17 protein-coding genes are annotated in these 26297 nt (G+C 65.0%); 12 read left to right on the top strand and 5 right to left on the bottom strand.

What is annotated here, in order from left to right; all coding sequences use genetic code 11:
* Positions 1 to 34: 34 nt before the first annotated feature.
* A complete protein-coding gene (locus ABIG06_RS18185; protein WP_370138002.1) occupies positions 35 to 1387 on the bottom strand; it encodes an O-antigen ligase family protein in 1353 nt (450 codons plus the stop codon).
* Positions 1388 to 1697: 310 nt separating this feature from the next.
* Between ABIG06_RS18185 and ABIG06_RS18180 the strand changes: the two genes are divergently transcribed.
* On the top strand, positions 1698 to 2684 hold the full coding sequence (locus ABIG06_RS18180; protein WP_370138000.1) for a glycosyltransferase: 987 nt from the start codon (positions 1698 to 1700) through the stop codon (positions 2682 to 2684).
* Between the two features lie 15 nt (positions 2685 to 2699).
* Here ABIG06_RS18180 and ABIG06_RS18175 read toward each other — a convergent pair whose 3' ends face one another.
* Positions 2700 to 3728: a glycosyltransferase family 2 protein gene (locus ABIG06_RS18175; RefSeq protein ID WP_370137999.1), complete on the bottom strand. Its 1029-nt coding sequence runs from the start codon at positions 3726 to 3728 to the stop codon at positions 2700 to 2702.
* A 386-nt stretch (positions 3729 to 4114) separates the two neighbouring features.
* On the opposite strand from ABIG06_RS18175, the gene ABIG06_RS18170 reads away from it, so the two are divergent.
* The 5 genes from ABIG06_RS18170 to ABIG06_RS18150 all read left to right on the top strand — a co-directional run bounded on the left by ABIG06_RS18170 (position 4115) and on the right by ABIG06_RS18150 (position 9952).
* Positions 4115 to 4915 (top strand): class I SAM-dependent methyltransferase, encoded by an 801-nt coding sequence (locus tag ABIG06_RS18170; RefSeq protein WP_370137997.1) that lies wholly within the window; start codon positions 4115 to 4117, stop codon positions 4913 to 4915.
* Between the two features lie 291 nt (positions 4916 to 5206).
* Entirely contained in the window at positions 5207 to 7579 is a 2373-nt protein-coding gene (locus ABIG06_RS18165) for a Wzz/FepE/Etk N-terminal domain-containing protein (RefSeq protein ID WP_370137995.1), read from the top strand.
* Positions 7572 to 8375, top strand: a complete 804-nt coding sequence (locus tag ABIG06_RS18160; protein WP_124163081.1) for a WecB/TagA/CpsF family glycosyltransferase — start codon at positions 7572 to 7574, stop codon at positions 8373 to 8375. Before ABIG06_RS18165 ends, ABIG06_RS18160 begins: the two co-directional genes overlap by 8 nt.
* Positions 8376 to 8394: 19 nt before the next feature.
* Positions 8395 to 9387, top strand: coding sequence for a UDP-glucose 4-epimerase GalE (gene galE, locus ABIG06_RS18155; protein ID WP_124163082.1), 993 nt, complete (start codon positions 8395 to 8397; stop codon positions 9385 to 9387).
* A gap of 223 nt (positions 9388 to 9610) precedes the next feature.
* Positions 9611 to 9952, top strand: coding sequence for a hypothetical protein (locus tag ABIG06_RS18150; protein ID WP_370137992.1), 342 nt, complete (start codon positions 9611 to 9613; stop codon positions 9950 to 9952).
* Here ABIG06_RS18150 and ABIG06_RS18145 read toward each other — a convergent pair.
* Positions 9926 to 14041, bottom strand: a complete 4116-nt coding sequence (locus ABIG06_RS18145; protein WP_424578363.1) for a bifunctional diguanylate cyclase/phosphodiesterase — start codon at positions 14039 to 14041, stop codon at positions 9926 to 9928. The genes ABIG06_RS18150 and ABIG06_RS18145 overlap by 27 nt on opposite strands.
* Positions 14042 to 14506: 465 nt before the next feature.
* Between ABIG06_RS18145 and ABIG06_RS18140 the strand changes: the two genes are divergently transcribed.
* Positions 14507 to 15874: an LLM class flavin-dependent oxidoreductase gene (locus tag ABIG06_RS18140; protein ID WP_370137991.1), complete on the top strand. Its 1368-nt coding sequence runs from the start codon at positions 14507 to 14509 to the stop codon at positions 15872 to 15874.
* 12 nt (positions 15875 to 15886) lie between these two features.
* Complete coding sequence (locus ABIG06_RS18135) at positions 15887 to 16672, top strand: fumarylacetoacetate hydrolase family protein (RefSeq protein ID WP_370137989.1); 786 nt, start codon at positions 15887 to 15889, stop codon at positions 16670 to 16672.
* A 150-nt stretch (positions 16673 to 16822) separates the two neighbouring features.
* On the opposite strand, the gene ABIG06_RS18130 is transcribed toward ABIG06_RS18135, so the two are convergent.
* Entirely contained in the window at positions 16823 to 17278 is a 456-nt protein-coding gene (locus ABIG06_RS18130; RefSeq protein ID WP_124163086.1) for an Lrp/AsnC family transcriptional regulator, read from the bottom strand.
* Positions 17279 to 17427: 149 nt separating this feature from the next.
* Here ABIG06_RS18130 and ABIG06_RS18125 point away from each other — a divergent pair, with 149 nt between their 5' ends.
* Together ABIG06_RS18125 and iaaH are read left to right on the top strand one after the other, a co-directional pair.
* Positions 17428 to 20877 carry an indolepyruvate ferredoxin oxidoreductase family protein gene (locus tag ABIG06_RS18125; protein ID WP_370137988.1) on the top strand — a complete coding sequence of 1150 codons (3450 nt, stop codon included), beginning with the start codon at positions 17428 to 17430 and terminating at the stop codon, positions 20875 to 20877.
* Between the two features lie 76 nt (positions 20878 to 20953).
* Positions 20954 to 22378 carry an indoleacetamide hydrolase gene (gene iaaH / locus ABIG06_RS18120; RefSeq protein ID WP_370137986.1) on the top strand — a complete coding sequence of 475 codons (1425 nt, stop codon included), beginning with the start codon at positions 20954 to 20956 and terminating at the stop codon, positions 22376 to 22378.
* Here the strand turns inward: iaaH and ABIG06_RS18115 are convergent.
* A complete protein-coding gene (locus ABIG06_RS18115) occupies positions 22373 to 23284 on the bottom strand; it encodes a LysR family transcriptional regulator (protein WP_370137984.1) in 912 nt (303 codons plus the stop codon). The genes iaaH and ABIG06_RS18115 overlap by 6 nt on opposite strands.
* Positions 23285 to 23426: 142 nt before the next feature.
* Here ABIG06_RS18115 and ABIG06_RS18110 point away from each other — a divergent pair, with 142 nt between their 5' ends.
* Both ABIG06_RS18110 and ABIG06_RS18105 read left to right on the top strand, forming a co-directional pair.
* Complete coding sequence (locus tag ABIG06_RS18110) at positions 23427 to 24578, top strand: HlyD family secretion protein (RefSeq protein WP_370137983.1); 1152 nt, start codon at positions 23427 to 23429, stop codon at positions 24576 to 24578.
* Positions 24579 to 24684: 106 nt separating this feature from the next.
* Positions 24685 to 26292: an MDR family MFS transporter gene (locus ABIG06_RS18105; RefSeq protein WP_370137981.1), complete on the top strand. Its 1608-nt coding sequence runs from the start codon at positions 24685 to 24687 to the stop codon at positions 26290 to 26292.
* Positions 26293 to 26297: the final 5 nt, after the last annotated feature.

The following is a 26297-nucleotide window of genomic DNA, read 5'->3' as shown; positions in this document are numbered from 1 at the left end:
CCGATGTCACCGGCGGCCCGGCTGCGACAAGCTGTCAGCGTCCCGGCTCTCTCTGCTCGACGCATTGGAACCTTGCCAGGAAGTGCAGGCCGGCCACGGCAAGAGCGAACATGAACCAGATGGGATTCTGCCGGTCGAGCAGGAACGTCTCGGTGGCTCCGTAGTACAGGCCGAACAACCACACGGTGAGGAACAGCTTGGCCAGTGCGCCACTGCGGCTGCGCGCCTGGGCCGTCTGAAAGTTGCCCAGCGGTGTGAGCACAAAGACGAGAACGACCAGCAGCAGGCCCGGTAGGCCGATTGTGACCGCGAGGTCGAGATAGCTGTTGTGACTGTGGGCCGCAGTGGTTGCCCATTCGGCACCTTGCGCGGTCTGACGTGCCGTCACGTCGTCCCAGAACGCCGCATAGCCGTGGCCGATGATCGGCTTCTCCGCGACGGCCGCGAGCGCGAACTCCCAGATCGCGGAGCGGCCGGTGAAGGTGGGATCGAGCGGAAGCAGCCGCGTCATGCCGCCGAGCGCCGGGCTCATGACGCTGCCGACGGTCAACAGGTTCATCGCGATCAGCGGCACGAAGCAGATGATCCGCTTCAGCCACAGGCCTGGCGTGACATAGACCAGCGAGGCGAGCGCGTAGATCGCCAGGCACAGCACCGAGGACGTCTTGCCACCGGTGAAGATCAGGAAGATGCCGGCCAGCGCTGCGATCGCCGGCCCCATCACGAACGAGCCCACGGCGGACAGGTAGATGCCGACATAGACAAGGATGGTCATCACGGGCGAGGCGATGTTCTTGTGGCCAAAGGTGCCGCGCCAGTCGCCGGCAAGTTGCGGCTCGGTGATGTCGAGGGCCGTGTGGATCGAATACTGCGGCGCGAGGACGACGCCGAGATAGCAGAGCGCGAGCAGCACGAGCGCGGCGATACCCAGGCAAAGATTGAAGCTGCGCTGCGTCGGCGGCAGCAACGGCAGCGAGACGGCGAGCGACGTCACGCTGGCCGCGAGCACGAACCGCTGAAGCGAAACGCCGCGGCTCTCGGAGAAGAGGATGTTGACCAGCAGCCAGCTCACGAGGCAGAGATGAAGCGGCGTCAGCAGGCTCTTCAGCGCGGGCGCGTCCGAAGCCGCGACGCACAGCACGGCGACCGCAGCCAGGAGGCCCCAGGAAACATAGGTCAGCGCCATTCGCCCGCCGACGACGGTGGCGACGTCGGAGTTGCGCAGGTCGGGGAACGGATCGAGCGTCACCAGCACCAACAGCAGCGCCCCGATCGCGACGAGGCAACGCGCCGCCTGCAAAGCATTGAGCCGCGCAAGGCCGTCGCGCAGGACATGGCTCCACGATCTCGCCTCGATCTCAATCATGTCTGCGGCGCTGCGGTCCAAACTGCATTCCAGGCAAGTGGTACGCGGAGGAGCTCCAATTTCTAGCTCGTTCCCGTTAACCATCCGTCAACCAGCATCCCGACGATGGCGGACATTGGTGCAGCCGAGCCGGCCGCACTCTTCCAGATCTGCCACCGGCTCGATGGCCCGGCTTAACGCTAATACGCGAAACCGGCGCCGCGTAGACCTTCGCGGCAACGGCTTGACCGGAAAGCGAGTATCATCCGCCGGCAGCCGGACTTGCGATCGTCAGCGTTGCCAACGCGGCCGATAGGTCCCGGTTAACGGATCCTTAAAGACGAGCCGCAACTTGATCACCGCCGAAGACGTTCTCGAACTGCCAGCCGCAACCCGCGCCGCGGCGCCAGCGCGCCTCCGGCTTCAGCTCGGCTCAACTACGTCGGTGTCCGTCGTCATTCCCGCCAAGAACGCCGCAGCCTATGTCGGCGAAACGCTCGCCAGCGCTCTGGCGCAGCCCGAGGTGACCGAGGTGATCGTCGTCGACGACGGCTCGACCGACGAAACCGTTGCGATCGTCCGGGCTGTGCGAGACGCGCGGTTGCGCCTGATGCAGAACGACTCCACGGGTGTCTCGGCGGCGCGCAATCTCGGCGCCCGGCATGCGAGCGGCGAGTGGCTGCTCTTCCTCGATTCCGACGACCGCCTCCGTCCCGGCGCGGTGGCGGCGCTGCTGTCGGCGGCGCGCGGTGCTCCGCGCGCGGTTCTCGTCTACGGCGACTACAACACGATCGATAGCGAAGGACGGCAGATCGGCCGGCGCGACCTGTTGAAGGGACGCCGCAAGCCGTCCGGCGACGTGCTGGTGCAGCTCGCCGCCGGGAACTTCATCGTCAACGGTGGCATCGTGCTCACCCGTGCGGACGCCTTCCGCGCCGTCGGCGGTTTCGACGTCTCGCTCCGATATTGCGAGGACTGGCATTGCTGGTGCCGCCTTGCAGCGATCGGCGAGTTCGAATTCGCGCCGAAGCTTCTGCTCGACTATCGCCTGCATACGGCCAACACGATGAACGCGGCGGTGCGTACCCCGCAGGATTTCCTGCCGGCGGTCGCGCGGGTTTTCGACGACGGGCTGATCCTGGCGAGGCTCCCCGAGGGCGCGGCAAGCGGATTGCGCCGGGCCGCCGAGATTCATCTCGTCACCTATTCGGCGATGCAGGCGGTTCGCTTCGGCAGATATCGCGAAGCCTTCGCTTACATTGCGATGATCGGCCGGCGGTCGCTCAGATCGCTGCCACGCGCCGCGATCAGGGTCGTCCTCGCCCGCTTCGGCATCTAGTCCGTCACCGCGGCATCAGGACACGATCTTCGAGGCTTCATAAGGCTGCGGCTCGAGGCCGAAGGCTGCCAGGGCAGCGCCAAGCGCAACCATCACCGGATGCATCGCGACGACTGCTTTCGACGATCTCAGCAGGGCTGCGGCGCGAACCAGCGACAGCGGCACCCGCCCAAGCATCTGCGCGAACACCCGCGCACGCGCCGCCGTGTTCTGCGCGGCCTTGTACTGCACACGATAGTTGATCGCGCCGATGCGCAGGCCGCGCTTTGCGATCCAGCCCAGGCTGGTGCGGTTGTGCGGCACGGTCTCGGTGATGACGGCGTCCGCCGTCCAGTGGAACAGCATGCCGGCGTCGCGGCATCGCACGAAGAAATCGCAATCGCCGCCGCCGAGAAAATTGAAGCGCAGGTCGAACGCGGGACGATCGAACCGCTCGAAGGCGGCACGCGTGATCAGACAATTGCCGCAACCGTAGATCAGCGGCACCGCGCCGCTGTAATCGTAGGCGGGACAGAAGGCGGGATGACGCGAAAGCCAGGGCTTGCTGTCGTCGTCGAAGACCGGCAGCACCGGCCCGCCGACCACGTCGGCACCGGTCGCCTCCGCAGTGCGGACCATCAGTTCGAGCCAGTCGCTTGATGCGATCTCGTCGTCGTCGATCATCAGGAAACGGGTCGCGGCGGGAAACAGCTCCTGCGCCGTCTCGAATGCAGCATTGATTGCCTGGCAGTTCCCCTGCCGCTTCTCGATGAGGCAGACGCCCTGGAGCCGTCCAGCGGCCAGAAACTCTGCCGCAACCGGGGCGCTTTCGCGCCGGATGGCATCGTTCTCGACCATGACGACCGCAAAGGAACGCGGGGTACGCTGGTTCGCCAGCGATTCCAGCGTCAGCCGCAGGTGCTGCGGACGGCGGAAGCAGGGGATGCAGACGACGATGCCGACCGACAGGTCGATGACATCAGAGCTCGCCGCGATCTCCCGGTTGGGATCGCGCACGGCATCCGAGACGCGCGTGGCGGACAGGTCTGTCGGGATCAATGTCATGACGTTCTAGATGTCCGAGATGTATTGAAAAAGCCCTGCTTCGATCGCGCGGATCGACCTCGTCCCGCGATGGCACGCCGCCGCGGAACAGATGCGTGCCAGAATGAACGGCCGGCGCGCGGCGATCTCCAGCCATCCTGACATAACACTAGGCACTTAACCGCCTTCGCGGGTTTCTGCCGCAGAACCTCGCATGCGTGTTAGTGCAATTCGCGGTCCAGTGTGCCGACAACGTCTCAACATGAACAATGCCGTAGTTAACGCCTATACGCATTAACCCGGCCGTAAGCACTGCGATCAGTGAGACGGCGCGGCATCGGATTTGCTCTTCGGGCGAGCGAGTCTTCTCCTGTAAAATTGAACAGAACAAGCGCGGTCAGAAAATCATGAACAAGCCAGCCACGATCGACTTCGCGACAGCCACGGCAATCAATGTCTCCGCGTCCACACCACCTACCCAGGCGCTGCACGATCTGGTCCCCGGCGAAGCCCGCGACAGCCTGCTCGCCGTCCATGACGTGCTGTGCCGCGAGCTGCCGCGGGACCGGCTCGCCATCTATGAAGCCGGCGGCGGCTCGTGCAGCGTTCTCCCACCGGAATTGCTGAGCCGCAGCAAGGTCACGGTCGTCGACATCGACGAGGACCAGGTCCGCAACAACACCTACGCCGACGAGGCGATCCTCGGCGACGTCCAGACCTACCGCTTCGGACGCGAGACCTTCGATCTCGTGATCTGCTACAACGTGATCGAGCATCTGCCGAACGTCGACGCCGCGCTCCTGAACTTCCGTGACGCACTCAAGCGCGGCGGGATGATCCTGATCGGTGCGCCCAATCCGCGCTCGCTCTCAGGTGTCGTCACCAAATATTCGCCGCACTGGTTTCACGTCTGGTTCTACCGGCACATCCGCGGCATCAAGGATGCCGGTCTGCCCGGCGAGCCACCGTTCCCGACGTTCTTCCATCCGCTGGTGACGCTGCCCCGGCTCGAAGCATTCGCGACCGCCAACGGCCTCGAGATGATCTATCGTCGCGAGGTCGAGAGTCCGCGCTATCCCGAGATGCGCCGGCGCAAGCCGCTGTTTGCAGCCGTGGTCGACGCCGGCGCCGCGGTGCTGAACGCCGTGCTCCCGCGCGGCACCGACGTCCGTCGCGGCGACTATCACGTCATCCTGCGGAAGATCTGACAGCCGTGACGCGTGCCCGGCCCATCACTGATCGAGCGGAGGCTCGCGGCCACGCTGCGCGCGGTAACGAATCGTTAATCCCTGGAAGGCCCCGGTGTCGCGAGCGTCGCGAGGACGCCCCGATGGGCGGCATGCGCTTAAACGCTTTGTTTGCCATTTCGGTGAATAGTCCCTCAGTGAGTATGGTTAATTTTCCCTGTTGCGTTGATTGGGCCCCCATATCCCGGGTGCGTAGCGTAAAGCGAAGAGTAACCCCTCAGCCCGCGGCAGTTGGAATGAAAGCTGGGGATCATGCTTGACTATGACCAGCCGATCGATCGGGCCGGACCGGTGGCCTCGCAACGGAAGTCTCAGGCCGGCTTCAACGTCATCGAGCTCGCCAATCTGCTGTGGCGGCGAAAGGTCGCGATCACCGCGGCCGCCCTGCTCGGTGCGACGCTCGCCGTCGTCGTCGGCAAGAGCCTGACGCCGCGCTACACCGCCACCGCTCAGCTCTATGTCGACCCGCGCGAGCTTCAACTCGTCGACCGCGAGCTCACGCCCCGCGCCCAGGACGTCTCCGGCATGTCCATGGTGGTGGAGAGCCAGGCACGCCTGATCACCTCCAACAGCGTGTTGCTCCAGGTGATCCAGCAGGCAGGTCTCGACAAGGATCCGGAATTCGGCGGCGGGGGCGGCACGAGCCTGATGTCGTCGCTGCTCGGGCTGATCGGCCTGCACGCCCGCGCACCTTCCGTCGCGGAGAAGAATGAAGTGCAGCTTGCTGCGCTCGACGCATTGAACAAGCACATCGCCGTCCGCAAGACCGAGAAGAGCTTCATCGTCGATATCGAGGTCTGGTCGACGGATCCGGCGAAAGCGGCGATGCTGGCCAACACGCTGACCAGCGCCTACCTCGCCGAATCCCGCAGCTCGCAGGCTTCTGCCGCGCGGCGCGCGACCAACGATCTCTCCAGCCGCCTGAAGGAGCTGCGCGATCGGCTGCGCAACGCCGAGACTGCGCTTGCCGCCTACAAGGCCCAGAACAATTTCGTCGGCACCCAGGATGCGCTGATCAGCGACCAGCAACTCTCCGCCAGCAACCAGCGTCTCTCCGCGGCCCGTGCGGCGACGATGGATGCGCAGGCACGGCTCGACCAAATCGAGACGAGCCGGCGCACGGCCGCGGATGCAGGTGCGATCCCAGAGGCGCTGCAATCGCCGACGATCGCGAATCTGCGCGCGCAATATGCCGATGCCCGCAAGAAATATGCGGAACAGGCCAGCGAGCTCGGGCCGCGCCATCCGGCGCTGCGCCAGACCGAGAAGCAGGTCGAGGACCTCAAGCGCACCATCAACGAAGAGATCGACCGCTTCGCCCAGTCCGCCAAGAACGATTTGACGCGCGCCCGCGATTTTGAAGCTTCCCTCAACCGGGCGCTGGAAGCGCAGAAGCGGCAGAGCGTCCAGCTGAGCCAGGCTGCCGTGCGCCTGCGCGAACTCGAACGCGAGGTCGATGCCAGCCGCGACGTCTATCAATCCTTTCTCAAGCGCTCGCGCGAGACCGAGGAGCAGGAGAGCCTGAACACGTCGGCGGCCCGCGTCATCGGCGAGGCGACGGTGCCCCAGCGGCGCTCGTTCCCGCCCGCGATGAGCCTGTTCGCCATGATCGGGTTCATTTTCGGGGCGATCGCGGCATCGAGCTGGTTCGTCGCGGTCGAGCTCCTGTTCACCGGCGCGACCGCACCAGCGCCGACGCCTGCGCGTCCACAGCGCGCGCCGGCACCGGATGCCGTGCGAGCTCCGCAGCCCGCGCCTCCTCCAGAGGCTTCGCCGCCTCAGCCGGCCTCGCGAATTCTGGAAGTCGAACGGGTTCCGCCGGAACTTGCCGCGCCCCCGCTGCAGCCCTCAATGGTCGAACAGCCCCTGATCGAAAAGCCGCTGATCGCACGCTTCCAGGAAGCCGACGTCATCCACACCCTCGGCGCCATACTCGCTACGGGCGGCGGAGTCGACCTCACGCGGCTGGGCTGGCCAACGCTCCGCCCCGGCTTTCCCTTGACGACACTGCTCAACGCCTGGCGCGACATGCGCGCGGCGGTAGCCCGGCGCGCCGGCGGCAAGGCGATGCCGGTCATCGCGCTCGTCGGGGCCGGCGAGACCACCGGACGTAGCGTGACCACGCTGAATTTCGCACTCGCGGCTGCGCGCGACGGCGCCCGCGTGCTGATGATCGATGCCGACCATCAGGCACGCTCGCTCTCGAACAAGGTCCTCCGTCTCAGCAAGAGCGAACCGAGCAGGCTCGGATGGCTCTCGATCGGCAACAAGGACACACGCGAGATCAAGACGGTCAACGGCATCTCCGTACTGCCGGCCGCGGAGGGCGATGCCGGCAAGGCTGCCGCCGCGATCCGCAAGGCGATTGCGCAGGCCCGTTCCGCCGGCGGCTATGATCTCGTGATCCTCGACGGCCCGGCGATGCCGCTGTCGGCCGGCGACTTCAAGTTGCTCGACGACACCGATTCGCTGGTGGCCGTGCTGCCGACCAGCCTCGACGTCAACGACAACCTGGAAGAGATCCTGGCCGCGCTCGGCCCCGCCGAGCGCAAGCTCGTCGGCGTCGTGCTCGAGGAGCTCACCCCAGCAATCCAAACGCGCCAACGAGGCAGACAATATGCTTGAGCGCCGCGTCAACCTCGACGGACGGGCAGCGACTGCCGACGTGCCGAGAATCACGGTCGGCGGGCTTCGTATGGCCGCGCTCGACCTGGAAGCCACCGCCGATTTCATGATCGAGGCGACCGATCCGGATAGTCGCATCGGACGTCCGCTGTTCCTGACCTCGGCCAATGGCGAGGTGCTGGCGCGCTGCTCGACCGAACCGCAGACGGAGCGCCTGTTCCGCGCCGCCGACCTGATCAACGCCGACGGTCAGCCGCTGGTCGCGGCCTCGAAGCTTCAATCCTGGTTCCCGCTGCCGGAGCGCGTTGCCACCACGGACCTGTTCCACGTCGTCGCGCGCAAGGCGGAAGCGATCGGCCGCACGTTCTATATGTTCGGCGCAAGCGAGGCCGAGAACGCTGCTGCGGTCGAGAACGTCCAGAAGATGTATCCACGCCTCAAGATCGTCGGGCGCAGCCACGGCTATCTGCGAGGCGAGGCGCTGCGTGCCAAGGTCGAGGAGATCAACGCCCTGGCGCCGGACTATCTGTGGGTCGCGCTCGGCGTGCCCAACGAGCAGGCATTCGTGAAGGAGTTTACGGCGCATCTGACCAATGTTGGCGTCATCAAGACATCCGGCGGCCTGTTCAACTTCCTGTCCGGGAGCCGTTCCCGCGCGCCGCAATGGATGCAGAAGATCGGACTCGAATGGGCCTGGCGCACCTTGCTCGAGCCACGCCGTCTGCTCTGGCGCTATTTGACCACCAACCCCCGCGCGCTCTATCTTCTGCTCAGCCGCAACCGCCCCATCCGCTAGAAGAAGAGCAGAAGACGACATGACCGACCGACCGACCGTCCTCGTCACCGGGGGCGCGGGCTATATTGGCTCGCATGCGTGCCGCGCATTGACCGCCGCCGGCTATCAGCCCGTCGTTTATGACAATCTCTCGACAGGTCACCGCAGCTTCGTCTCCGGCCCGCTGGTGACGGGCGATCTGCTCGATGGCGCGGTGCTGGCGCGCGCTTTCGCCGACCACAAGGTCACGGCGGTGATGCATTTCGCGGCAGCGAGCCTCGTCGGGGAGTCCATGATCGACCCGCAGAAATACTACATCAACAACGTCCAGGGCACGTTGTCGCTGCTGCAGGCCATGCGCAACGCGGGCTGCCATCGCATCGTGTTTTCCTCGACCGGCGCCGTCTATGGCAACGCCGATTCCAAGGAGCTGCCGGAAGACTTTCCTTGCGCGCCGATCAATCCGTACGGCGCATCGAAGTTGATGATCGAGCGCATGCTCGCCGACTACCGCACGGCCTATGGCTTCGGTGCTTTCTGCCTGCGCTATTTCAATGCCAGTGGCGCCGATCCGGCCGGCGGCATCGGCGAGTTGCGCGACAACGAAACCCACCTCATTCCGCGCGCCATGATGGCGCTTCAGGGACATGTCGACTTCGCGGTGTTCGGCGACGACTACGACACGCCCGACGGCACCGCGATCCGCGACTACATCCACGTCACGGACCTTGCGGCGGCGCATGTCGCGGCACTGAAGCTTCTGGAACAAGGCCACGCCGGCGGCAGCTTCAATCTCGGCACGGGCTCCGGATTTTCCGTGCGGGAGATCCTCGATGCGATCAGGCAGGAGACCGGGCGCGAGGTGCCGCACACTGTCAAGCCGCGCCGTGCCGGCGATCCCACTTATCTCGTTGCGGATCCTTCTGCTGCGAGAAAGGTACTGAATTTCGTGCCACGTCACTCCGACCTGCCGACGGTCATCCGCACGGCCTGGGCCTGGCACCAGAAGGCGCATCCGTTCAGATCGCGTTAGGCAACCTTATTGCCCTTGCCGGCGGGGACCTTAAGCCGCTAAAGAGAATGAAGAGACTATGAAAGCCCGCGTCGGCCGCTTTTCTGGCCGCCGGGTGCTTGTGGTATGGCCGCCGATGGAGCGGCATACGTGGCCGCGCGGCGCGCCGTTCTTCAGAGCTTCAAGACCACGACCGGGCGCGCGCATCGGCCTGCTTTCAGGCGCGACAAGGAGCACGGAGCGAATGCATCAGGCCGCAAGCCTGCAATTCGAGCGCGTGGTGAACGAATTCGCCCGCTGGCTCGCCGTGCCCGAGGACGAACGATCGCCGGCGCCGGCCTGGTGGTGGGGACCCGCGATCGCGATGCGCGACGCGCACCAGCCGATGCCAGGTGCGTGGTCATCCACGCTCGGCCTCGGCGACGGATCGACCTTTGCCGACGGCGCGCGCCTGCTTCTCGCCCTGTTCGAGGATCAGACCTCGCTGCCGTGGCCGGACGATTTTCCGCGCAAGGAGGAAAGCGAGGCTCACGAGCCTCGTGAGCTGCACCCGCAGCCGTCAGACGACAGCGCTTTTCAACCGTAACGCCGCGGCCTCCTCGGCGATGGGATCCCGCTCCGGCTGAAGCGGCGGCGCGACGGGCAGCACCATCGGCCGTAGCAGCTCCGCGATCTGCCGCGCCGGCAGCGGCTTGGAGATGAGGAAGCCCTGCATCTCGTCGCAGCCGTGGGTCCGCAGGAAGGCCTCCTGTTCGGCGTTCTCGACGCCTTCGGCGACGACGGTCATCCCGAGTGCCTTGCCCATGCTGATGATCGCCTGTGCGATCGCCTGATCCTCCGAGTCCTGCGGCAGGTCGCGCACGAAGGAGCGGTCGATCTTGATGGTATCGATCGGAAAGTGCTTCATCAGCGACATCGACGAATAGCCGGTACCGAAATCGTCGATGGCCAGACGGATGCCGCGGCTCTGGATGGAGTCGAGCACCTTGAGCGCGCGACCGACATTGCGCATCATCATGCTCTCGGTGACCTCAAGCTGGAGCAGCACCGGCGACATGCCGCTGGCGGCCAGCGCCTCGTCGACGTCCTGCAACAGATGTTCGTCGGCAAACTGCCGCGGCGACAGGTTGACCGCCATCGACAGCGGCAACAGGCCGCGGCGCTGCCAGGCCGTGGCTTGCGCGCAGGCCTCGTTCAGCACCCAGCGGCCGATCGGCACGATCAGCCCGGTTTCCTCCGCAAGCGGAATGAATTGCGCCGGCGAGACATTGCCGAGTTCGGGATGTGCCCAGCGCAGCAGCGCTTCGACGCCCGTGATCTGGCCGGTCTCCATGTCCACCTTGGGCTGGTAGTTCAGCGAGAACTGCCCGCGCTCCAGCGCGCGGCGTAGTGCGCTCTCGAGCGACAGCCGCTCGATCGACTGCGTCTTCACTTCGTTGGAGAAGAAGCGATAGCCGTTCTTGCCGTCCTCCTTGGCGAGGTACATCGCCATGTCGGCATTCTTGGTCAGCGTCTGCGCGTCGGAGCCGTTGGCCGGATAGATCGCAATGCCGATGGAGGCCGTGGTGTGACACTCGTGCCCCGCCAGCTCCATGGGCTCGGCGAGTGCCGCAAGCAGCCCGGTCGCGATGCGCTGGACGTCGTCGATCTCGCTGCACTGGTCAAGGATCACCACGAACTCGTCGCCGCCGAGCCGCGCCACCACGTCGCTGGCCCGCAGCGCGCCGCGCAACCGGTTCGCCACCTCGAGCAGGAGCAGGTCGCCGGCTTCGTGACCCAGCGAATCATTGATGACCTTGAAACGGTCGAGATCGATGAACAGCACCGCAAAACGGTGATCGTGCCGCTGCGCGGTATCGATCGCCGCGTGCAGCAGCCCGTTGAAGGTCTCGCGGTTCGGCAGGTCGGTCAGGCTGTCGTGCGAGGCGAGATACTCGATCCGCTCGTCCGCCTGCTTCTTCTCGTCGGCGCGATCGAAGTTCTCCATTGCGAAGGAGACGTTGTCGGCAAGGCGCTGCAACAGCTCGACGAATTCGAGCGTGAACGTCGCCGTTTCGGTCGACAGGTAGATCATGACGCCGACGGCCTGGTCGTGCGCGATGAGCGGAAATGCCGCGCCCGAGCGCGCGCCGTCGCCACGCACGATGGCGTGGAAGGCGCTCACGCGGTCGTCGTTGAGATAGTCGTTGCTGATGCAGGGCCGACGCGTCCGGAACGCCGTACCGCTCATGCCGCGCCCTTCGGGCCGCTCGGGATCGATGGAGAGACGGACGTTGCGCGTGGTCTCGGCGGACGGACCGGCGGCGGCGACGATCTCAAGCTGGTCCGTGCCGGCCCTCGACAGCGCAATCGTAGTCGAGGTGAACTTGGCACCGTTCGATGCTGCAAGGCATACGAGGTCGTACAGCTCGGCACGCGACTTTGCCCGCATGATCGCCTCGTTGGTCGCACTCAGAGCCGCGAACATGCGCGTCAGGCGCTCCTTCTGCGCTTCGGTCCGGACCTTCTCCTCGGCACGATCGAAATTGTCGAGTGCAAAGGAGACGTTTTCCGCCAGGCGTCCGAGCAGCTCGACCAGATCGGGCGTGAACGTATCCTCTTCCAGCGCGAGGAAGAGCAGAATGCCGACCGGCTTCTCTCCCGCCCTCAGAAGCGGGAAGCTGGCAGCAGCCCGCGTTCCATCCTCGATGGCCTTTGTGCGCCAGTATGCCGACCGCGGTTCGTTCAGATAGTCGTTCATGACACTGGGCCGGCGGGTTCGGAGCGAGGTGCCGATGATGCCCTCGCCCTCGGGATGGCCGGCGGAAATGTTACAGCTGCGTCCAGCCATGCGCTCCTGCAGGCGCCCCTTGACCGCAACGACTTGAACGAGCTCCAGCTCTTCATCGATGATGCCGATGGTCGCCGAAGCGAAGAGATCGCCGAGCACGGCCGCCTGGCAGGCAGCCTCGAACAGCTCCTCACGCGACTTGGCGCGCATGATGGCTTCATTGGTTGCGCTCAGCGCCTCGAACATGCCGCTCAGACGATTGCGTTGCTTGTCCGCCCGCGCCTTCTCGTCGGCGCGGTCGAAACTTTCGAGTGCGAAGGCGACATTGGCCTGAAGCTTGCGCAGCAACTCGACGAGTTCCGGCGTGAAGGTGCCGCGCCCCGGAGAGTTGAACAGAAAGACGCCCTTCACCCGGTCGCCGTTGAACAGCGGCAATGCCGCCGCGGAAGCGATGTCGTTGCGGCGGCAGCTGGCGTGCCACGGCGCAATGCGCTCGTCGGCGAGCACGTCGTTGCTGACCGCGGGCTGGCCCGTGCGAAACGCGGTGCCGGTCAGCCCGCGGCCCTCGGGCACCTGGTCGGAGGTGGAGAACTTGAACTTACGAACCTCGTCGGCATTCGGTCCATAACTGGCGACCACGCGCAGCAGCTCGGCGCGTCGATCGACTAGCGCGACGGTGGCCGAGGTGAACTTTGCTCCCGTTGCGGTCGCCTCGCAGACGAGGTCGAACAGCTCAGCCCGCGACCGTGCCCGCAGGATCGCCTCGTTGGTGGCGCTGAGCGCCGCATACATGCGCGCCAGGCACTCTTCTTCGGCGGAGATCCAGGCTTTCTCGGCCTCGCGGCCGAAATTCTCGATCGCGAACGAGACGTTCTCGGCCATACGCAGCAGCAGCGCGACGATCTCCTCGTCCTTGGCCCAGGAACGGCTGATGAAGAACAGCAGCACGCCAACGCTCTCGCCGTACCTGATCAACGGCGCGACCACGCAGGCAGCGACGCCGGTGTTGACGTTGGCCTGCTCCCACGGCGTGCCCCTGGTGCGTCTGGCGAGATCGTCCTCGACGATGGCTTTCTGCGTCCGAAACACCTCGCCCGAGATGCCCTTGCCGTAGGGATTCTCCGGATCGACGGAATAGCGCGCCTGGGTGACCAGCTCGAGGTTCTGCCCGGTGGCGGCGACGGGCTTCATCCAGTGCGAATCCGGCTCGCGAAGCAGCACGATGGTCGCCAGCGACTTGCCGCCGTGGACCGAGGCGTCGCACACCAATTGGTACAGCTCCTGCTCGGTCTTGGCGCGCAGGATCGCCTCGTTGGTGGCGCTGATGGCACCGAACATGCGGTTGAGCCGCCGTGTCGCCCGCTCACTTGTCTGCCGCGCGGTCTCGCGGGCGAAATTGTCCAGTGCGTAGGAAATGTTCGCCGACATGCGCTCGAACAGCGACACCATCTGCTCGTTCAGCGAGTTGGCCTCGCTCCGCGTCACATACAGGACGCCGACGCTCTTGCCGTTGCAGAGCAGCGGCAGCGCCGCAGCCGCACCGATGCGGGCCTGGGCGGCACCCTCGCGCCAGGCCAGCGAGCGTGGATCGTTCAGATAATCGTTGCTGACGCACAGCTTCTGATCGCGAAATGCCTCACCGCCGACGCCGGATCCCTCTGGCGTGCCGGCTTCCGTCGTGATCACGATCGAGCGGAGCCGCGCAATGTCATCGCCACAGCCAGCCGCAAAGCGCAACCGACGTCCGTCCGGCTCCACCAGGAACGCGGCAACAGCCAGAAAATCCCCGCTCGAAAATCCGGCGTCGCAGACCTTCTGGTACAGCTCGTCCGGCGATCTCGCGTAAAGGATCGCTTCATTGATGGCGCTCAACGCCGCAAAGGTGCGCGCGAGTGTCGTCGGCACGATCTCAGCTCCCGGGCATTTCTGCCTATTTATCCCGGTGACTTTATCAGCGGCGATCGCCTAAGTGGTCGTTATTGCGCACTGCAAACCGTCGATCAAAGTGAACGAGCAACGAACGAACAACGCACAACTGCCGGAAATGCCTCCGCGTGGGACGAATCCTCGATCAAAGGCGCGTTCTCTTTACGAATTTGTAGCCCTGTGTTGGTTTACAGGAGATTGATATCGCTCCTGCGCTTTGAGACGATGGCACCTAACAAGCAGCCTATTGAAGGCAGCAAGCCGAGGGAACGCCATGCCGCGGACTTGTATCCCGGTGAGATCGACGGCTTGCGCGAGCTGTAGCGGCTGCGCGACGGTATTGAGATCGAGGATGCCACCTGGGAAAAGCTGCGCGCGCTGGCGTGCGAAGACAGGCTCGACACCATCCTCGATATGGCCTGACGTCATCGGGAGAACAGCAGCATGACGCGGCGGATGGTATTGGTCGGCTTCCTCCAGGCGCAGAACTGCACGAACCTCCCGAGCTCCTGGCGGCATCCGGACTCGCGCAACGATTCGATGTCGGCGGACTATTATCAGGAGATCGCCAGAATCCTCGAGGCCGGCAAGTTCCACATGGCCTTCTTCGACGACCGCCTGGCGATGCCCGACCGCTACGGCAACGACCACGCCCACACTGTCGAATACGGCATCCGCTGCGTGAAGATGGATCCGCTGATCGTTCTGACCACGATGGGCATGGTCACTGAGAAGCTCGGCCTGGGCGCGACCTGCTCGACCACCTACTATGAGCCCTTCGACGTCGCGCGCCGCTTCGCAACGCTCGACCTGATGTCCGGCGGGCGCGCCGGCTGGAACGTCGTCACTTCGCTCAATGACGGTGAGGCGCTCAACATGGGCCGCGATTCCCACCCCGAGCACGATTCTCGTTACGACCGTGCCGACGAGTTCATGGAGGTCGTGCTCGGCCATTGGGACACCTGGGAAGACGGCGCGCTGATCATGGACAAGCAAAGCGGTCGCTTCGCCGATCCCACCAAGGTGAAGCGGCTCGACCACAAGGGGCCGGCCTTCAAGTCGCGCGGGCCGTTCACCGTTCCGCGCTCGCAACAAGGCCATCCCGTGATCATCCAGGCCGGCGCTTCGGGCCGCGGCCAGCGCTTCGCCGGGCGCTGGGGCGAGGTGATCTTCACCGCCGCGCGCAATCTCGCCGCCGCCAAGGACGGCTATGCAGCCGTGCGCAACGAAGCGGCGACGGCCGGCCGCGACCCTGACCAGATGCTCCTGTGCAATCTGACCACGCCGGTCTGCGCCGCAACTAAGGCTGAGGCCGAAGACAGGATGGCGCTGATCGACAAGCTGCCGCTCCAGATCGACGCGCTGTCGCTGCTCGCCGAAGCGCTCAACTACGATTTCGCCTCCAAGGATCTTGACGAGCCGCTGACGACGGAAGAACTGAAGAGCATGCAGGGCATCTTGGGTATCCGCGACGGCGTACTGAGGGCGTCAGGCAAGAGCAACCCGAGCGCGCGCGACTTCGTCACCTTCTCCGGTCGCGGGCAAGTGCAGGACGCGATGGTCGGCGGTCCCAAGGAGATCGCCGACAAGCTGGAAGAGATGTTCGTGGAGCGCGGTTGCGATGGCTTCGTCATCGCCGCAACCTACGTGCCCGGCTCCTACGCCGATTTCGTCAAGCATATCGTACCAGAATTGCAGCGTCGCGGCCTGTTCCAGACGGACTATCGCGGCAGGACGCTACGCGAAAACCTCGGGCTCGAGCGGCCGGCTGCCGGCGCCTGGAAGGTGCAGCCGCGCGATGCACCAAAATAGCGAGGACATGACATGCGCTGGCTGAAATTCGCCGCCTCGGGCAAGACGTCCTGGGGAATCGTCGAAGGCGACCGGGTGATCGCGGTCGATGGCGATCCCTTCGCCGGATGGCAGCGTTCCTCGCGGATGCTTCCGTTGTCCGAGGTCAAGATCGAATTGCCGCTGATCCCGCGTACCTTCTATTGCGTCGGCTTGAACTATCTGAAGCACCTCAAGGAAGCGGCCGACAAGCGCGGCGAGGTGCCGGCGGTGCCTGACAGGCCCGAGATCGGCTATCGCGCGCAGAACGCGCTGATCGCCCATGACGAGGAGGTCGTGATCCCCTCCTTCGCGACGGACAAGATCCACTACGAGGGCGAACTCGTCGTCGTCATCGGCAAGAAGGTGAAGCATCTCACGGAGCAGAACGCGATGGATTGCGTGTTCGGCTACACCATCGGCAACGACGTCAGCGAGCGCAGTTGGCAGAAGGCCGACCGCAGCCTGTGGCGCTCCAAGAACGCCGACACGTTCAAGCCAATGGGACCGTGGATCGAGACCGAAGCCGATCTCGAAAAGATGGAAACGATCGTCCGCGTCAACGGCAAGGAGACCAACCGCTTCGCGACCGCCGACATGATCTTCGGCGTGGTGCCCTTCCTGGTCGAGCTGACCAGGTATTTCACGCTATGGCCCGGCGACGTGATCTGGATGGGCACCGACGGTGCCTCGCCGGATATCAAGCACGGCGACGTCGTGGAGGTCGAGATCACGGGTGTCGGGACGCTGCGCAACAGGTTCGTGCGGGAGCAGCGGTGATCCTCATCCTGAGGAGCTTGCGAAGCAAGCGTCTCAAAGGATGAAGGCCCGGCTCTCGGCCTCGCCCTTCGAGACGGCCGCTGCGCGGCCTACTCAGGGTGGGGGGATGGAGTTGCGCACCTTGCGTCCACCGTGTCGTCCTGCGCTCCCTCAAAACGGCAGCGCCACCCCCGTCTTGATCTCCTTCAGCACAACATTGCTGCGGACGTAGCGGATGCCGGGGATGCGGAACATGAACTCGTCGAGGAAGCGGTTGTAGGCCGCCATGTCCTGCACGACGACGCGCAGATGATAATCGGCGTCGCCCGTGGTCGCAAAGCACTCCAGCACCTCGCGGCGCTTCGTGACCCTGGCCACGAACTCGTCGACAAACTTCGCGTCATGCCGCTCCAGCGAGACGTGGAGGATGGCGGACATCGCAAAGCCCGCCTGCTCGCGCGCGACCAGCGCCGCATAGCCCCGGATGACGCCGCTCTCCTCCAGAGCCCGCACCCGGCGCCAGCAGGCCGAGGTGGACATGCCGACCTCGTCGGCCAGCTGCTGGTTGGTGGCGCGGCCGTCCCTCTGAAGATGGGCGAGAATCCGGGTGTCCTGCTCTTCGATCATGAAAGCCTCCCCGGTGGGAGCCTCTACCAGAACTCACCTGATTTCGCAAAATTCTGCCGATCTCGTGATCAAATCGGGGTAAATAGGTAAGACTTACCAGCCGCGCAGGCATAACCTTCCAGCAGGCAGGGTGCCGCGCGAGGTCCGCCATGGACGCCATTCCGTCACTCGACGTTTATGAACTTTCCGACCGCTACGAACGCGAGGAGGGCCGCGTCTTCCTCACGGGAACGCAGGCCATCGTCCGCATCGCGCTCGATCAGGCGCGTCGAGATCGTACGGCCGGGCTCAATACCGCCGGCTTCATCTCCGGCTATCGCGGCTCGCCGCTCGGCGGCGTTGACCTCGAACTGTGGCGCATCCAGGAACGGCTCAAACGGGACCGCATCGAGTTTCTTCCGGCGGTCAATGAAGACCTCGCGGCGACAGCGGTGCTGGGCTCGCAGCAGGTCGAAACGCAAGCCGACCGCGAAGTCGACGGCGTGTTCGGGCTCTGGTACGGCAAGGGCCCCGGCGTCGATCGATCCGGCGATGCGCTCAAGCATGGCAATGCCTATGGCTCCTCGCCGCATGGCGGCGTACTGGTGGTTGCCGGCGACGACCACGGCTGCGTCTCCTCTTCGATGCCGCACCAGTCCGACGTCGCCTTCATGAGCTGGTTCATGCCGACGCTGCACCCTGCAAGCGTCAGCGAATATCTCGCCTTCGGCGAATATGGTTACGCGCTGAGCCGTTTCTCCGGCATGTGGGTCGGCTTCAAGGCGATCTCGGACATCGTGGAATCAGGCGCCTCCGTCGCGCTGCGTCCGCCCCGCGACTTCCGCGCGCCCGACTTCACGCCGCCCCCCGGCGGCCTGCACTATCGTTGGCCCGACCTGCCGGGCCCGCAGATCGAGGAACGGCTGGAGGCGAAGAAGCACGCGGTCTACGCCTTCGCCAAGGCCAACCCGATCGACCGCCACATCTACGATATTCCGGACGCGACCTACGGCATCGTTACCACGGGCAAGGCGCATCTCGATCTAATGGAGGCGCTGCGGCTGATGGGCCTCGATGAAGCGGCCTGCCGCAGCATCGGCATCGACGTCTACAAGGTCGGCATGGTCTGGCCGCTGGCGCTGCACGACGCCATGGATTTCGTCAAGGGCAAACGCGAGATCCTCGTGGTCGAGGAGAAGCGCGGCATCATCGAAAGCCAGTTCAAGGAATATTTTTATGACTATCCCGGCGCCAAGCCCGAGCGCATGGTCGGCAAGCACGACGAGCGAGGGGCGAGACTGATCTCCTGGATCGGCGAGTTGTCGCCGCGGACGCTCGCTTCCGTGCTGGCGCGGCGGCTCGACCCGATGTTTCCGGATCTCAATCTCGCCGCGCGGGCAGCCGCCTTGATGCCGGAAGCGGCGCGCACCATCAACGTCAGCGGCGCAACACGAACGCCGTATTTCTGCTCGGGATGCCCGCACAACACGTCGACGAAAGTGCCGGAGGGATCAAAGGCCCTGGCCGGCATCGGCTGCCACTTCATGGCGAGCTGGATGGATCGCGAGACCTCCTCGCTGATCCAGATGGGCGGCGAAGGCGTGAACTGGGCAGCGTCGTCGAGATTCACCGGCGGCAAGCACGTGTTCCAGAACCTCGGTGAAGGCACTTACTACCACTCCGGCTCGATGGCGATCCGGCAGGCGATCGCGGCCAGGGCCAACATCACCTACAAGATCCTGTTCAACGATGCCGTCGCGATGACCGGCGGCCAGCCGGTCGACGGCCCCGTCAGCGTCCATGCCATCGCCCACAGCGTTCGCGCCGAAGGCGTGGCGCGTATCGCACTGGTGTCGGATGATCCCGCACAGTTCTCGCCTGCCGACCTGCCGACCGGTGTCACCATCCACCCGCGCGAGGAGATGGATGCCGTGCAGCGCGAACTGCGCGACGTCTCCGGCGTGTCCGTCCTGATCTATCAGCAGACCTGCGCCACCGAGAAGCGACGCCGCCGCAAGCGCGGGCAGATGGCCGATCCCAAACGCTTCGCCTACATCAACGACCTCGTCTGCGAAGGCTGCGGCGATTGCTCGGTCGAATCCAACTGTCTCAGCGTCGAGCCGAGGGAGACGCCGTTCGGCCGCAAGCGTCAGATCAACCTGTCGGCCTGCAATAAGGATTTTTCCTGTCTCAACGGCTTCTGCCCGAGCTTCGTCACCGTCGAAGGGGCGACGCGCCGGAGGAAGAGCGCAAGCCGGATCGACGCGGTCGGCCGCGCGGCCACGCTCCCCCTGCCCACGCCCCGAACGCTCGACCGCCCCTACGATCTGCTGGTGACCGGCGTCGGCGGTACCGGCGTGATCACGGTTGGCGCGCTGATCGGCATGGCCGCGCACCTCGAACGCCGCGGCGTCTCGGTCCTCGACTTCACCGGCTTTGCGCAGAAATTTGGTCCCGTGCTGAGCTACATCCGCCTCGCCGCGAGCCCCGAAATGTTGCACCAGGTCCGCATCGACCAGGGTGCGGCCGACGCGCTGATCGGCTGCGACCTCGTCGTCAGCTCCTCGCCAAAGGCGTCCGGAACCTACCGGAAAGGCACGCGCGCTGCGGTCAACACGGCGGAGATGCCGACCGGCGACGTCGTCCGCTTCCGCGACGCCGATCTCGCCTCGCCCGCCCGCCTGCGCGCGATCGGCCGCGTGGTCGGCGAGAACAATCTCCGCACGATCGATGCCAATGGGCTGGCCGAGCGCCTGCTCGGCGATGCCGTCTATGCCAACATCATCATGCTCGGCTTCGCCTGGCAACGCGGACTGGTGCCGGTCTCGCTGCAGGCGCTATCGCGCGCGATCGAGCTCAACGGCGTGGCGATCGAACGCAACAAGCAGGCCTTTGCCTGGGGCCGGGTCGCCGCGGCCGATCCGGATTCTCTGTCGAACGCGGACGAGGCGCCCAAGGCCGAGACGCTCGACCAGCTCATCGCCCGGCGCTTCGATTTCCTCACGGCCTATCAGAACGCGGCCTATGCGGCGCAATACCGGGCGATCGTCGCAAGAGTCCGCAGCGCCGAAGCCGGCCTGAACAGCGAGGCGCTGACCGAGGCCGTCGCGCGCAGCCTGTTCAAGCTGATGGCCTACAAGGACGAATACGAGGTGGCGCGGCTGCACATGCAAAGCGGCTTCCTCGACGAGCTGAAGCGCGAATTCGAGGACGGCTTCAGCATCCAGTATCACCTCGCCCCGCCGTTCCTGCCGTCGCGGCGCGACGCACGTGGCCGTCCTCGCAAACGTGCCTTCGGACAGTGGATCCAGATGCCTCTCAACATGCTCGCGCGCTTGAAGGGGCTGCGCGGGACGCCGTTCGATCCATTCGGCTACGCCGCGGAACGGCGAGCCGAGCGGGAGCTGATCGCTTGGTATCAAGACCTGATCGAGCGGATGCTCGGCGGGCTCGACACGGCGAGTCTTCCGGATCTCGTCGCGATTGCAAGGGCCCCTATGGAAATCCGCGGGTATGGGCCGGTCAAGGCCGCCGCGATCGCGAAGGTGAGGTCCGAAATCGAGCGGTTGCTCGCCGAACTCCCCACGCCATCGCCGGCAAGGATGCGCGCCACCGGTTGACGCCGCGCCGGCAACGTTTCAGCCTCTGAACCTGGAGGGACGCCCTGATGGCGCTCCCGCGATCGGGTGACGCATCATGGATTTCGACCAGCTGACATTGACCGAGGCCGCGAACGGCCTCAGCGCCGGGAAGGTCACGAGCACCGCACTCATCCGGGAAGCTCTTGCCCGCGCCAGAGCCAACGCCGATCTCAATGCCTTCGTGACCCTGGACGAGGCCGGCGCCATGAAGGCCGCCGCGGCGTTCGACGCGAAGGGCGACAGGAGCAGGCCGCTCGGCGGCGTGCCCGTCGTGATCAAGGATAATATCGAGGTGGCCGGGCTGCCCTGTAGCGCCGGCACCCCCGCGCTGAAGGATTACATTCCAACGGCCGATGCACCTGTCGTGGCAAAGCTGCGCGCCGCGGGAGCGATCATCATCGGCAAGACCAGCATGCACGAACTGGCCTTCGGCATCTCCGGCTACAACACCGCGTTCAAGACCGGCGCCGAGTTCGGCGTGCGCAATGCCTATGATCGCAGGCGGATCGCCGGCGGCTCCTCGTCCGGGACGGGCGCCGCGATCGGCGCGCGAATCGTCGCGGGCGGGCTCGGCACCGACACCGGCGGATCGGTACGCGTGCCCGCCGCCCTGAACGGGTGCGCCTCGCTGCGGCCAACGGTCGGGCGCTATCCGCAAGACGGCATCGCGCCGATCTCGCACACCCGCGACACCGCGGGGCCTATGGCCGCAACCATGGCCGATGTCGCGCTGCTCGACCGCGTCATCGCCGGAGGCGATCCGGTCCTGCCTGCGGATCTCAAGCTGGTCCGCATTGGCATAGCCAAGGCGATGCTGACCAATCTCGATGACGACACCGAGGCCGCCTTCCATCGGGCAGTCGCGCAGATGAAAGCTCAGGGGATCATCGTGGTCGAGATCGAGATGGCCCAACTGGCGGAGCTCAACGGCCAGGTCAGCTTTCCAGTCGCGCTATATGAGGCCTATGACGATCTGGTCGCCTATCTCGCACACACCGGCACCGGCCTCGGCATCGAGGCGCTGGCGCAGGAAATCTCCAGCGCCGACGTCAAGGCTACCTATGAGGACCTCGTGATCCCGCGCAAGCTGCCCGGTCCCGACGACACGCTTATCGACGCCAAGCCGATCTACGACGCCGCGATCAAGACCGCACGGCCTGCGCTTCAGGCTCTCTATGACAACACCTTCTCCGGAAACAAGCTCGACGCCATCGCCTTTCCGACCACGCCGCGCATCGCCATTCCCTCCAACCCGGACTCCAGCAGCCTGGAGAATTTCGCACTGTTTATCCAGAACACCGATCCCGGCAGCAATGCCGGCATTCCCGGCATCCAGATCCCAATCGCACTCGGCGCCAGCAGCAGATTGCCGATCGGGCTTGAGCTCGACGGCCCTGCAGGAAGTGATCGTCGTCTGCTTGCGATCGGCATGGCACTCGACAACGTGTTTGGCCGGTTGCCGCCGCCGCGTCGCTCATGAATAAGGGTTGATCAGCTTCTGCTGCTCGGCGCTGTGGTGCGTGAGCAGGTCGATGAAGGTCCTGACCTTCGCCGACAGATGATGGCGATGCGGATAGACCGCATTCATGGACAGCTCGACCGTCCGATATTCCGGCAAGAGGCGCACGAGGCTGCCGGCTTCGAGATCGTCCTGAATGAGAAACCCCGCCATCAGACAGACAGCGGCGCCCTCCAGTGCGACCTTCCGCAGCGCTTCTCCGCTGTTGGTGACGAAGCTGCCCGAGATGCGAACGGAAGCCGGAGTGCCTTTGCGGTCAAGGAAGCGCCATTCGTCGCCAAACGGATAGTTCAAGTGCCGACCGCAATTGTGCCCGGTGAGCTCGTCGAGCGTCTGCACCCGGCCGTGCTTCTCGAGATAATCGTGCGAGCAGCACAGCACGTGACGCCAGGTGGCAAGTCTCCGCACGATCAGGCTCGAATCCGGCGGCGGGGTCATGCGCAGGGCAACGTCGTAGCCCTCCTCGATGAGATCGACATCGGCCTCGCCCATGCGCAAATCGATCCTGAGCTCCGCATAGGTCGACAGCAGCTTCGCCACGACCGGCGCGACAAACGGCACCATGTGCGTGGCGACGTGAATGCGCAGCGTGCCGCGGGGCACCGACTGCAATTCGCTCGCGATGTCGTCGGCCTGCTCGAGATCCGCGAGAATCTGGGTTGAGCGCTCATAATAGGCCTTGCCGATTTCGGTGAGGCTCACCTTCCGCGTGGTGCGGTTGAGTAGCCGCACCCCGAGCCGGTCCTCCAGCGCCTGGACGTGGTTGCTCACCATGGTCGTCGACATGTTGAGGCGGCGGGCGGCGGCGGAAAAGCCGCCGTTTTCGACCACGTGGACGAAGGCGGTGAGGCTGGTGAAACGATCCATGGCTCGACGTTCCGATTATCCATTATGACTGGATAATGCTTCAAAGAATTCCGGGATTATCACAAAGGTCGGGACAACGCATCTTATCCTCGTCAATGCGGCGCCCCTTTTCGAACGGGCGGCCGCGAATTCCGAGGATGTCATGTCGAACGCTTCTTATGTCTCTGGAACAACTGCAAAAATCGGCCTAGGCCTGTCTCGACAGACCATCAATTGGGCGGCCATCGGCCTGGCGCTGATCCTCGGCATCGCGGTGGCCGGCGACTATGGCTACGACTATTTCAAGACCGGCCGGTACCTCGAATCCACTGACGACGCCTATGTGAAGGCCGATTCCACGATCGTCGCGCCGAAGGTCTCCGGCTACATCGCAAAGGTGCTGGTCGGCGACAACGAGAAGGTCAAGGCAGGCCAGCTGCTGGCCAAGATCGACGACCGCGATTTCAGGGCGGCGCTCGACCAGGCCCGCGCGGATGTCGCGGCTGCCGAAGCATCTGTGCGCAACATCGATGCCGAGCTCGAGCTGCAGCAGCCGATCATCGAGCAAAGCACGGCCGACGTCGCTGCTGCGGACGCCAATCTGAAATTCGCACAAGAGGAGCGCGCCCGCTACGACGACCTCATGAAGTCGGGCTCCGGCACGATCCAGCGCGCGCAGCAGACCGACGCGGCGCTGCGCGCCAGCAGCGCGCAATTGCAGCACGCGAAGTACGGCCTTCTGGCTGCGCAGCGCAAGATCGACGTGCTTACCAGCCAACGCGCCCAGGCCACGGCCCAGCTCGAACGTGCCCGGGCGGTCGCGCAGCAGTCGACGCTAAACCTGTCCTATACCGAGATCACCGCGCCCGTGGATGGCACGGTCGGCGCCCGCAGCTTGCGCGTCGGCCAATACGTGCAAGCCGGCACACAATTGATGGCGGTGGTGCCGCTCGATGCAGTCTATGTCGTTGCCAACTTCAAGGAGACCCAGCTCACACATGTGCGGCCGGGCCAGCCGGTCGAGCTGTACGTCGATAGTTTTCGCAATCGGGCCCTGCATGGCCATGTCGACAGCCTGTCGCCGGCGAGCGGGCTGGAATTCGCATTGCTGCCGCCCGACAACGCCACGGGCAACTTCACCAAGATCGTGCAGCGCGTTCCGGTGAAGATTGTGCTCGACGACCACAGCCTCACCGGCCTGCTTCGCCCCGGCATGTCCGCGGTGCCGACCATCGACACCAAGGCGACCGTGCTGGCCGAGCGCGAGACGGCCAGGCGTCTCGCCGACAACATGCTCCGGCCGAACGGCGGCTGACCCAACTCCGGCAGGTTTGTCAAACCCCCGCCGGAAGATCGTTCCAGAACGTCGTCGATTGTCGAAATCATCCGCATCCTGTCTCCGTAGCCGAGACGAGGCTTCCATGAGCACGCTTCAACCCGCCTTCAACGCCGCATCCACCGCCAGCATTCCCGCACCCGCCGCACCGTCGGTGCCGGCCAAAACCTGGATCGCGGTGATCGGCGCAACGCTTGGCGCCTTCATGGCGGTGCTGAACATCCAGATCGTCAACGCCTCGCTCGCAGACATCCAGGGCGCGATCGGCGCCGGCATCGACGACGGCGGCTGGATCTCGACCTCCTATCTCGTCGCCGAGATCGTGGTGATCCCGCTGTCCGGCTGGCTGGCGCAGGTGTTCTCGATCCGCATCTATCTGCTCACCAACGCGATCCTGTTCCTGATCCTGTCCGCGGCCTGCGCGCTGGCGCAGGATCTGTCGCAGATGATCGTGCTGCGCGCCATCCAGGGTTTCACCGGCGGCGTGCTGATCCCGCTGGCCTTCACGTTGATCATCACCCTGCTGCCGCGCGGCAAGCAGCCGGTGGGCCTCGCGCTGTTCGCGCTGTCGGCGACGTTCGCACCGGCGATCGGCCCGACCATCGGCGGCTATCTCACCGAGAATTTCGGCTGGCAGTACATCTTCTACGTCAACCTCGTGCCGGGCGCGATCATGGTCGGCATGCTCTGGTACGCACTCGAGGCCAAACCGATGAAACTCTCGCTGCTGCGCGAGGGCGACTGGGCCGGCATCGTCACCATGGCAATCGGCCTGTCGGCGCTCCAGACCGTGCTCGAGGAAGGCAACAAGGACGACTGGTTCGGCTCCCCCTTCATCGTCAAGCTGTCGGCGATCGCGGCGGTGGCGCTGACCGCCTTCCTGATCATCGAGCTCACTGTGAAGAAGCCGCTCCTGAACCTGCGCCTGCTGGTGCGGCGTAATTTCGGTTTCGGCATGCTCGCGAACTTCCTCCTCGGCATCGCGCTCTACGGCTCTGTGTTCATCCTGCCGCAGTATCTGTCACGCATCCAGGGCTACAATGCCGAGCAGATCGGCATGGTGCTGGCATGGACCGGACTGCCGCAACTGGTGTTGATCCCGCTGGTGCCGCGTCTGATGCAGAAGCTCGATGCGCGCATCGTGATCGGCGTCGGCTTTATGCTGTTTGCGGCGTCCAATTTCATGAACATCTACATGACCAACGACTACGCCGCCGACCAGCTGCTGTGGCCCAATATCGTTCGCGCGATCGGGCAGGCCCTGGTCATGGCGCCGCTGTCGGCGGTGGCAACCGCCGGCATCGAAGCCGAGAACGCAGGCTCGGCGTCGGGCCTGTTCAACATGATGCGCAACCTTGGCGGCGCGGTCGGAATTGCGATCCTGCAAACCGTTCTGACCAAGCGCGAGCAATATCACTCCAACGTGCTGATGCAGTCGGTCTCGATGTTCGAGCAGGCGACGCGCACGCGGCTGGAGCAACTGACCCAGTATTTCATCAATCACGGCGTGCTCGACCATGCTGCCGCCGCGCATCGCGCTTATGTCGCGATCGGCCGTATCGTGCAGAAGCAGGCCTATATCCTCGCTTTCAGCGATACCTTCTATCTGCTCGGCATGGCGCTGATCGTGGCGCTGCTCGCCGTCCTCTTCCTGAAGAAGCCCGGCCAGACCTCGGCCGGTGGCGCCCACTGACCTCG

The organism is Bradyrhizobium sp. USDA 326, from assembly GCF_049739485.1.
Taxonomy (GTDB): Bacteria; Pseudomonadota; Alphaproteobacteria; order Rhizobiales; family Xanthobacteraceae; genus Bradyrhizobium.
The sequence above is the reverse complement of the archived record's forward strand: the minus strand, read 5'-3'. Positions and strand labels throughout refer to the sequence as shown.

Coding starts and splice junctions, on each gene's coding strand:
- ABIG06_RS18175 (WP_370137999.1), bottom strand. CDS start 3,728: ATGACATTGATCCCGACAGACCTGTCCGCCACGCGCGTCTCGGATGCC.
- ABIG06_RS18170 (WP_370137997.1), top strand. CDS start 4,115: ATGAACAAGCCAGCCACGATCGACTTCGCGACAGCCACGGCAATCAAT.
- ABIG06_RS18165 (WP_370137995.1), top strand. CDS start 5,207: ATGCTTGACTATGACCAGCCGATCGATCGGGCCGGACCGGTGGCCTCG.
- ABIG06_RS18160 (WP_124163081.1), top strand. CDS start 7,572: ATGCTTGAGCGCCGCGTCAACCTCGACGGACGGGCAGCGACTGCCGAC.
- galE (WP_124163082.1), top strand. CDS start 8,395: ATGACCGACCGACCGACCGTCCTCGTCACCGGGGGCGCGGGCTATATT.
- ABIG06_RS18150 (WP_370137992.1), top strand. CDS start 9,611: ATGCATCAGGCCGCAAGCCTGCAATTCGAGCGCGTGGTGAACGAATTC.
- ABIG06_RS18140 (WP_370137991.1), top strand. CDS start 14,507: ATGACGCGGCGGATGGTATTGGTCGGCTTCCTCCAGGCGCAGAACTGC.
- ABIG06_RS18135 (WP_370137989.1), top strand. CDS start 15,887: ATGCGCTGGCTGAAATTCGCCGCCTCGGGCAAGACGTCCTGGGGAATC.
- ABIG06_RS18130 (WP_124163086.1), bottom strand. CDS start 17,278: ATGATCGAAGAGCAGGACACCCGGATTCTCGCCCATCTTCAGAGGGAC.
- ABIG06_RS18125 (WP_370137988.1), top strand. CDS start 17,428: ATGGACGCCATTCCGTCACTCGACGTTTATGAACTTTCCGACCGCTAC.
- iaaH (WP_370137986.1), top strand. CDS start 20,954: ATGGATTTCGACCAGCTGACATTGACCGAGGCCGCGAACGGCCTCAGC.
- ABIG06_RS18115 (WP_370137984.1), bottom strand. CDS start 23,284: ATGGATCGTTTCACCAGCCTCACCGCCTTCGTCCACGTGGTCGAAAAC.
- ABIG06_RS18110 (WP_370137983.1), top strand. CDS start 23,427: ATGTCGAACGCTTCTTATGTCTCTGGAACAACTGCAAAAATCGGCCTA.
- ABIG06_RS18105 (WP_370137981.1), top strand. CDS start 24,685: ATGAGCACGCTTCAACCCGCCTTCAACGCCGCATCCACCGCCAGCATT.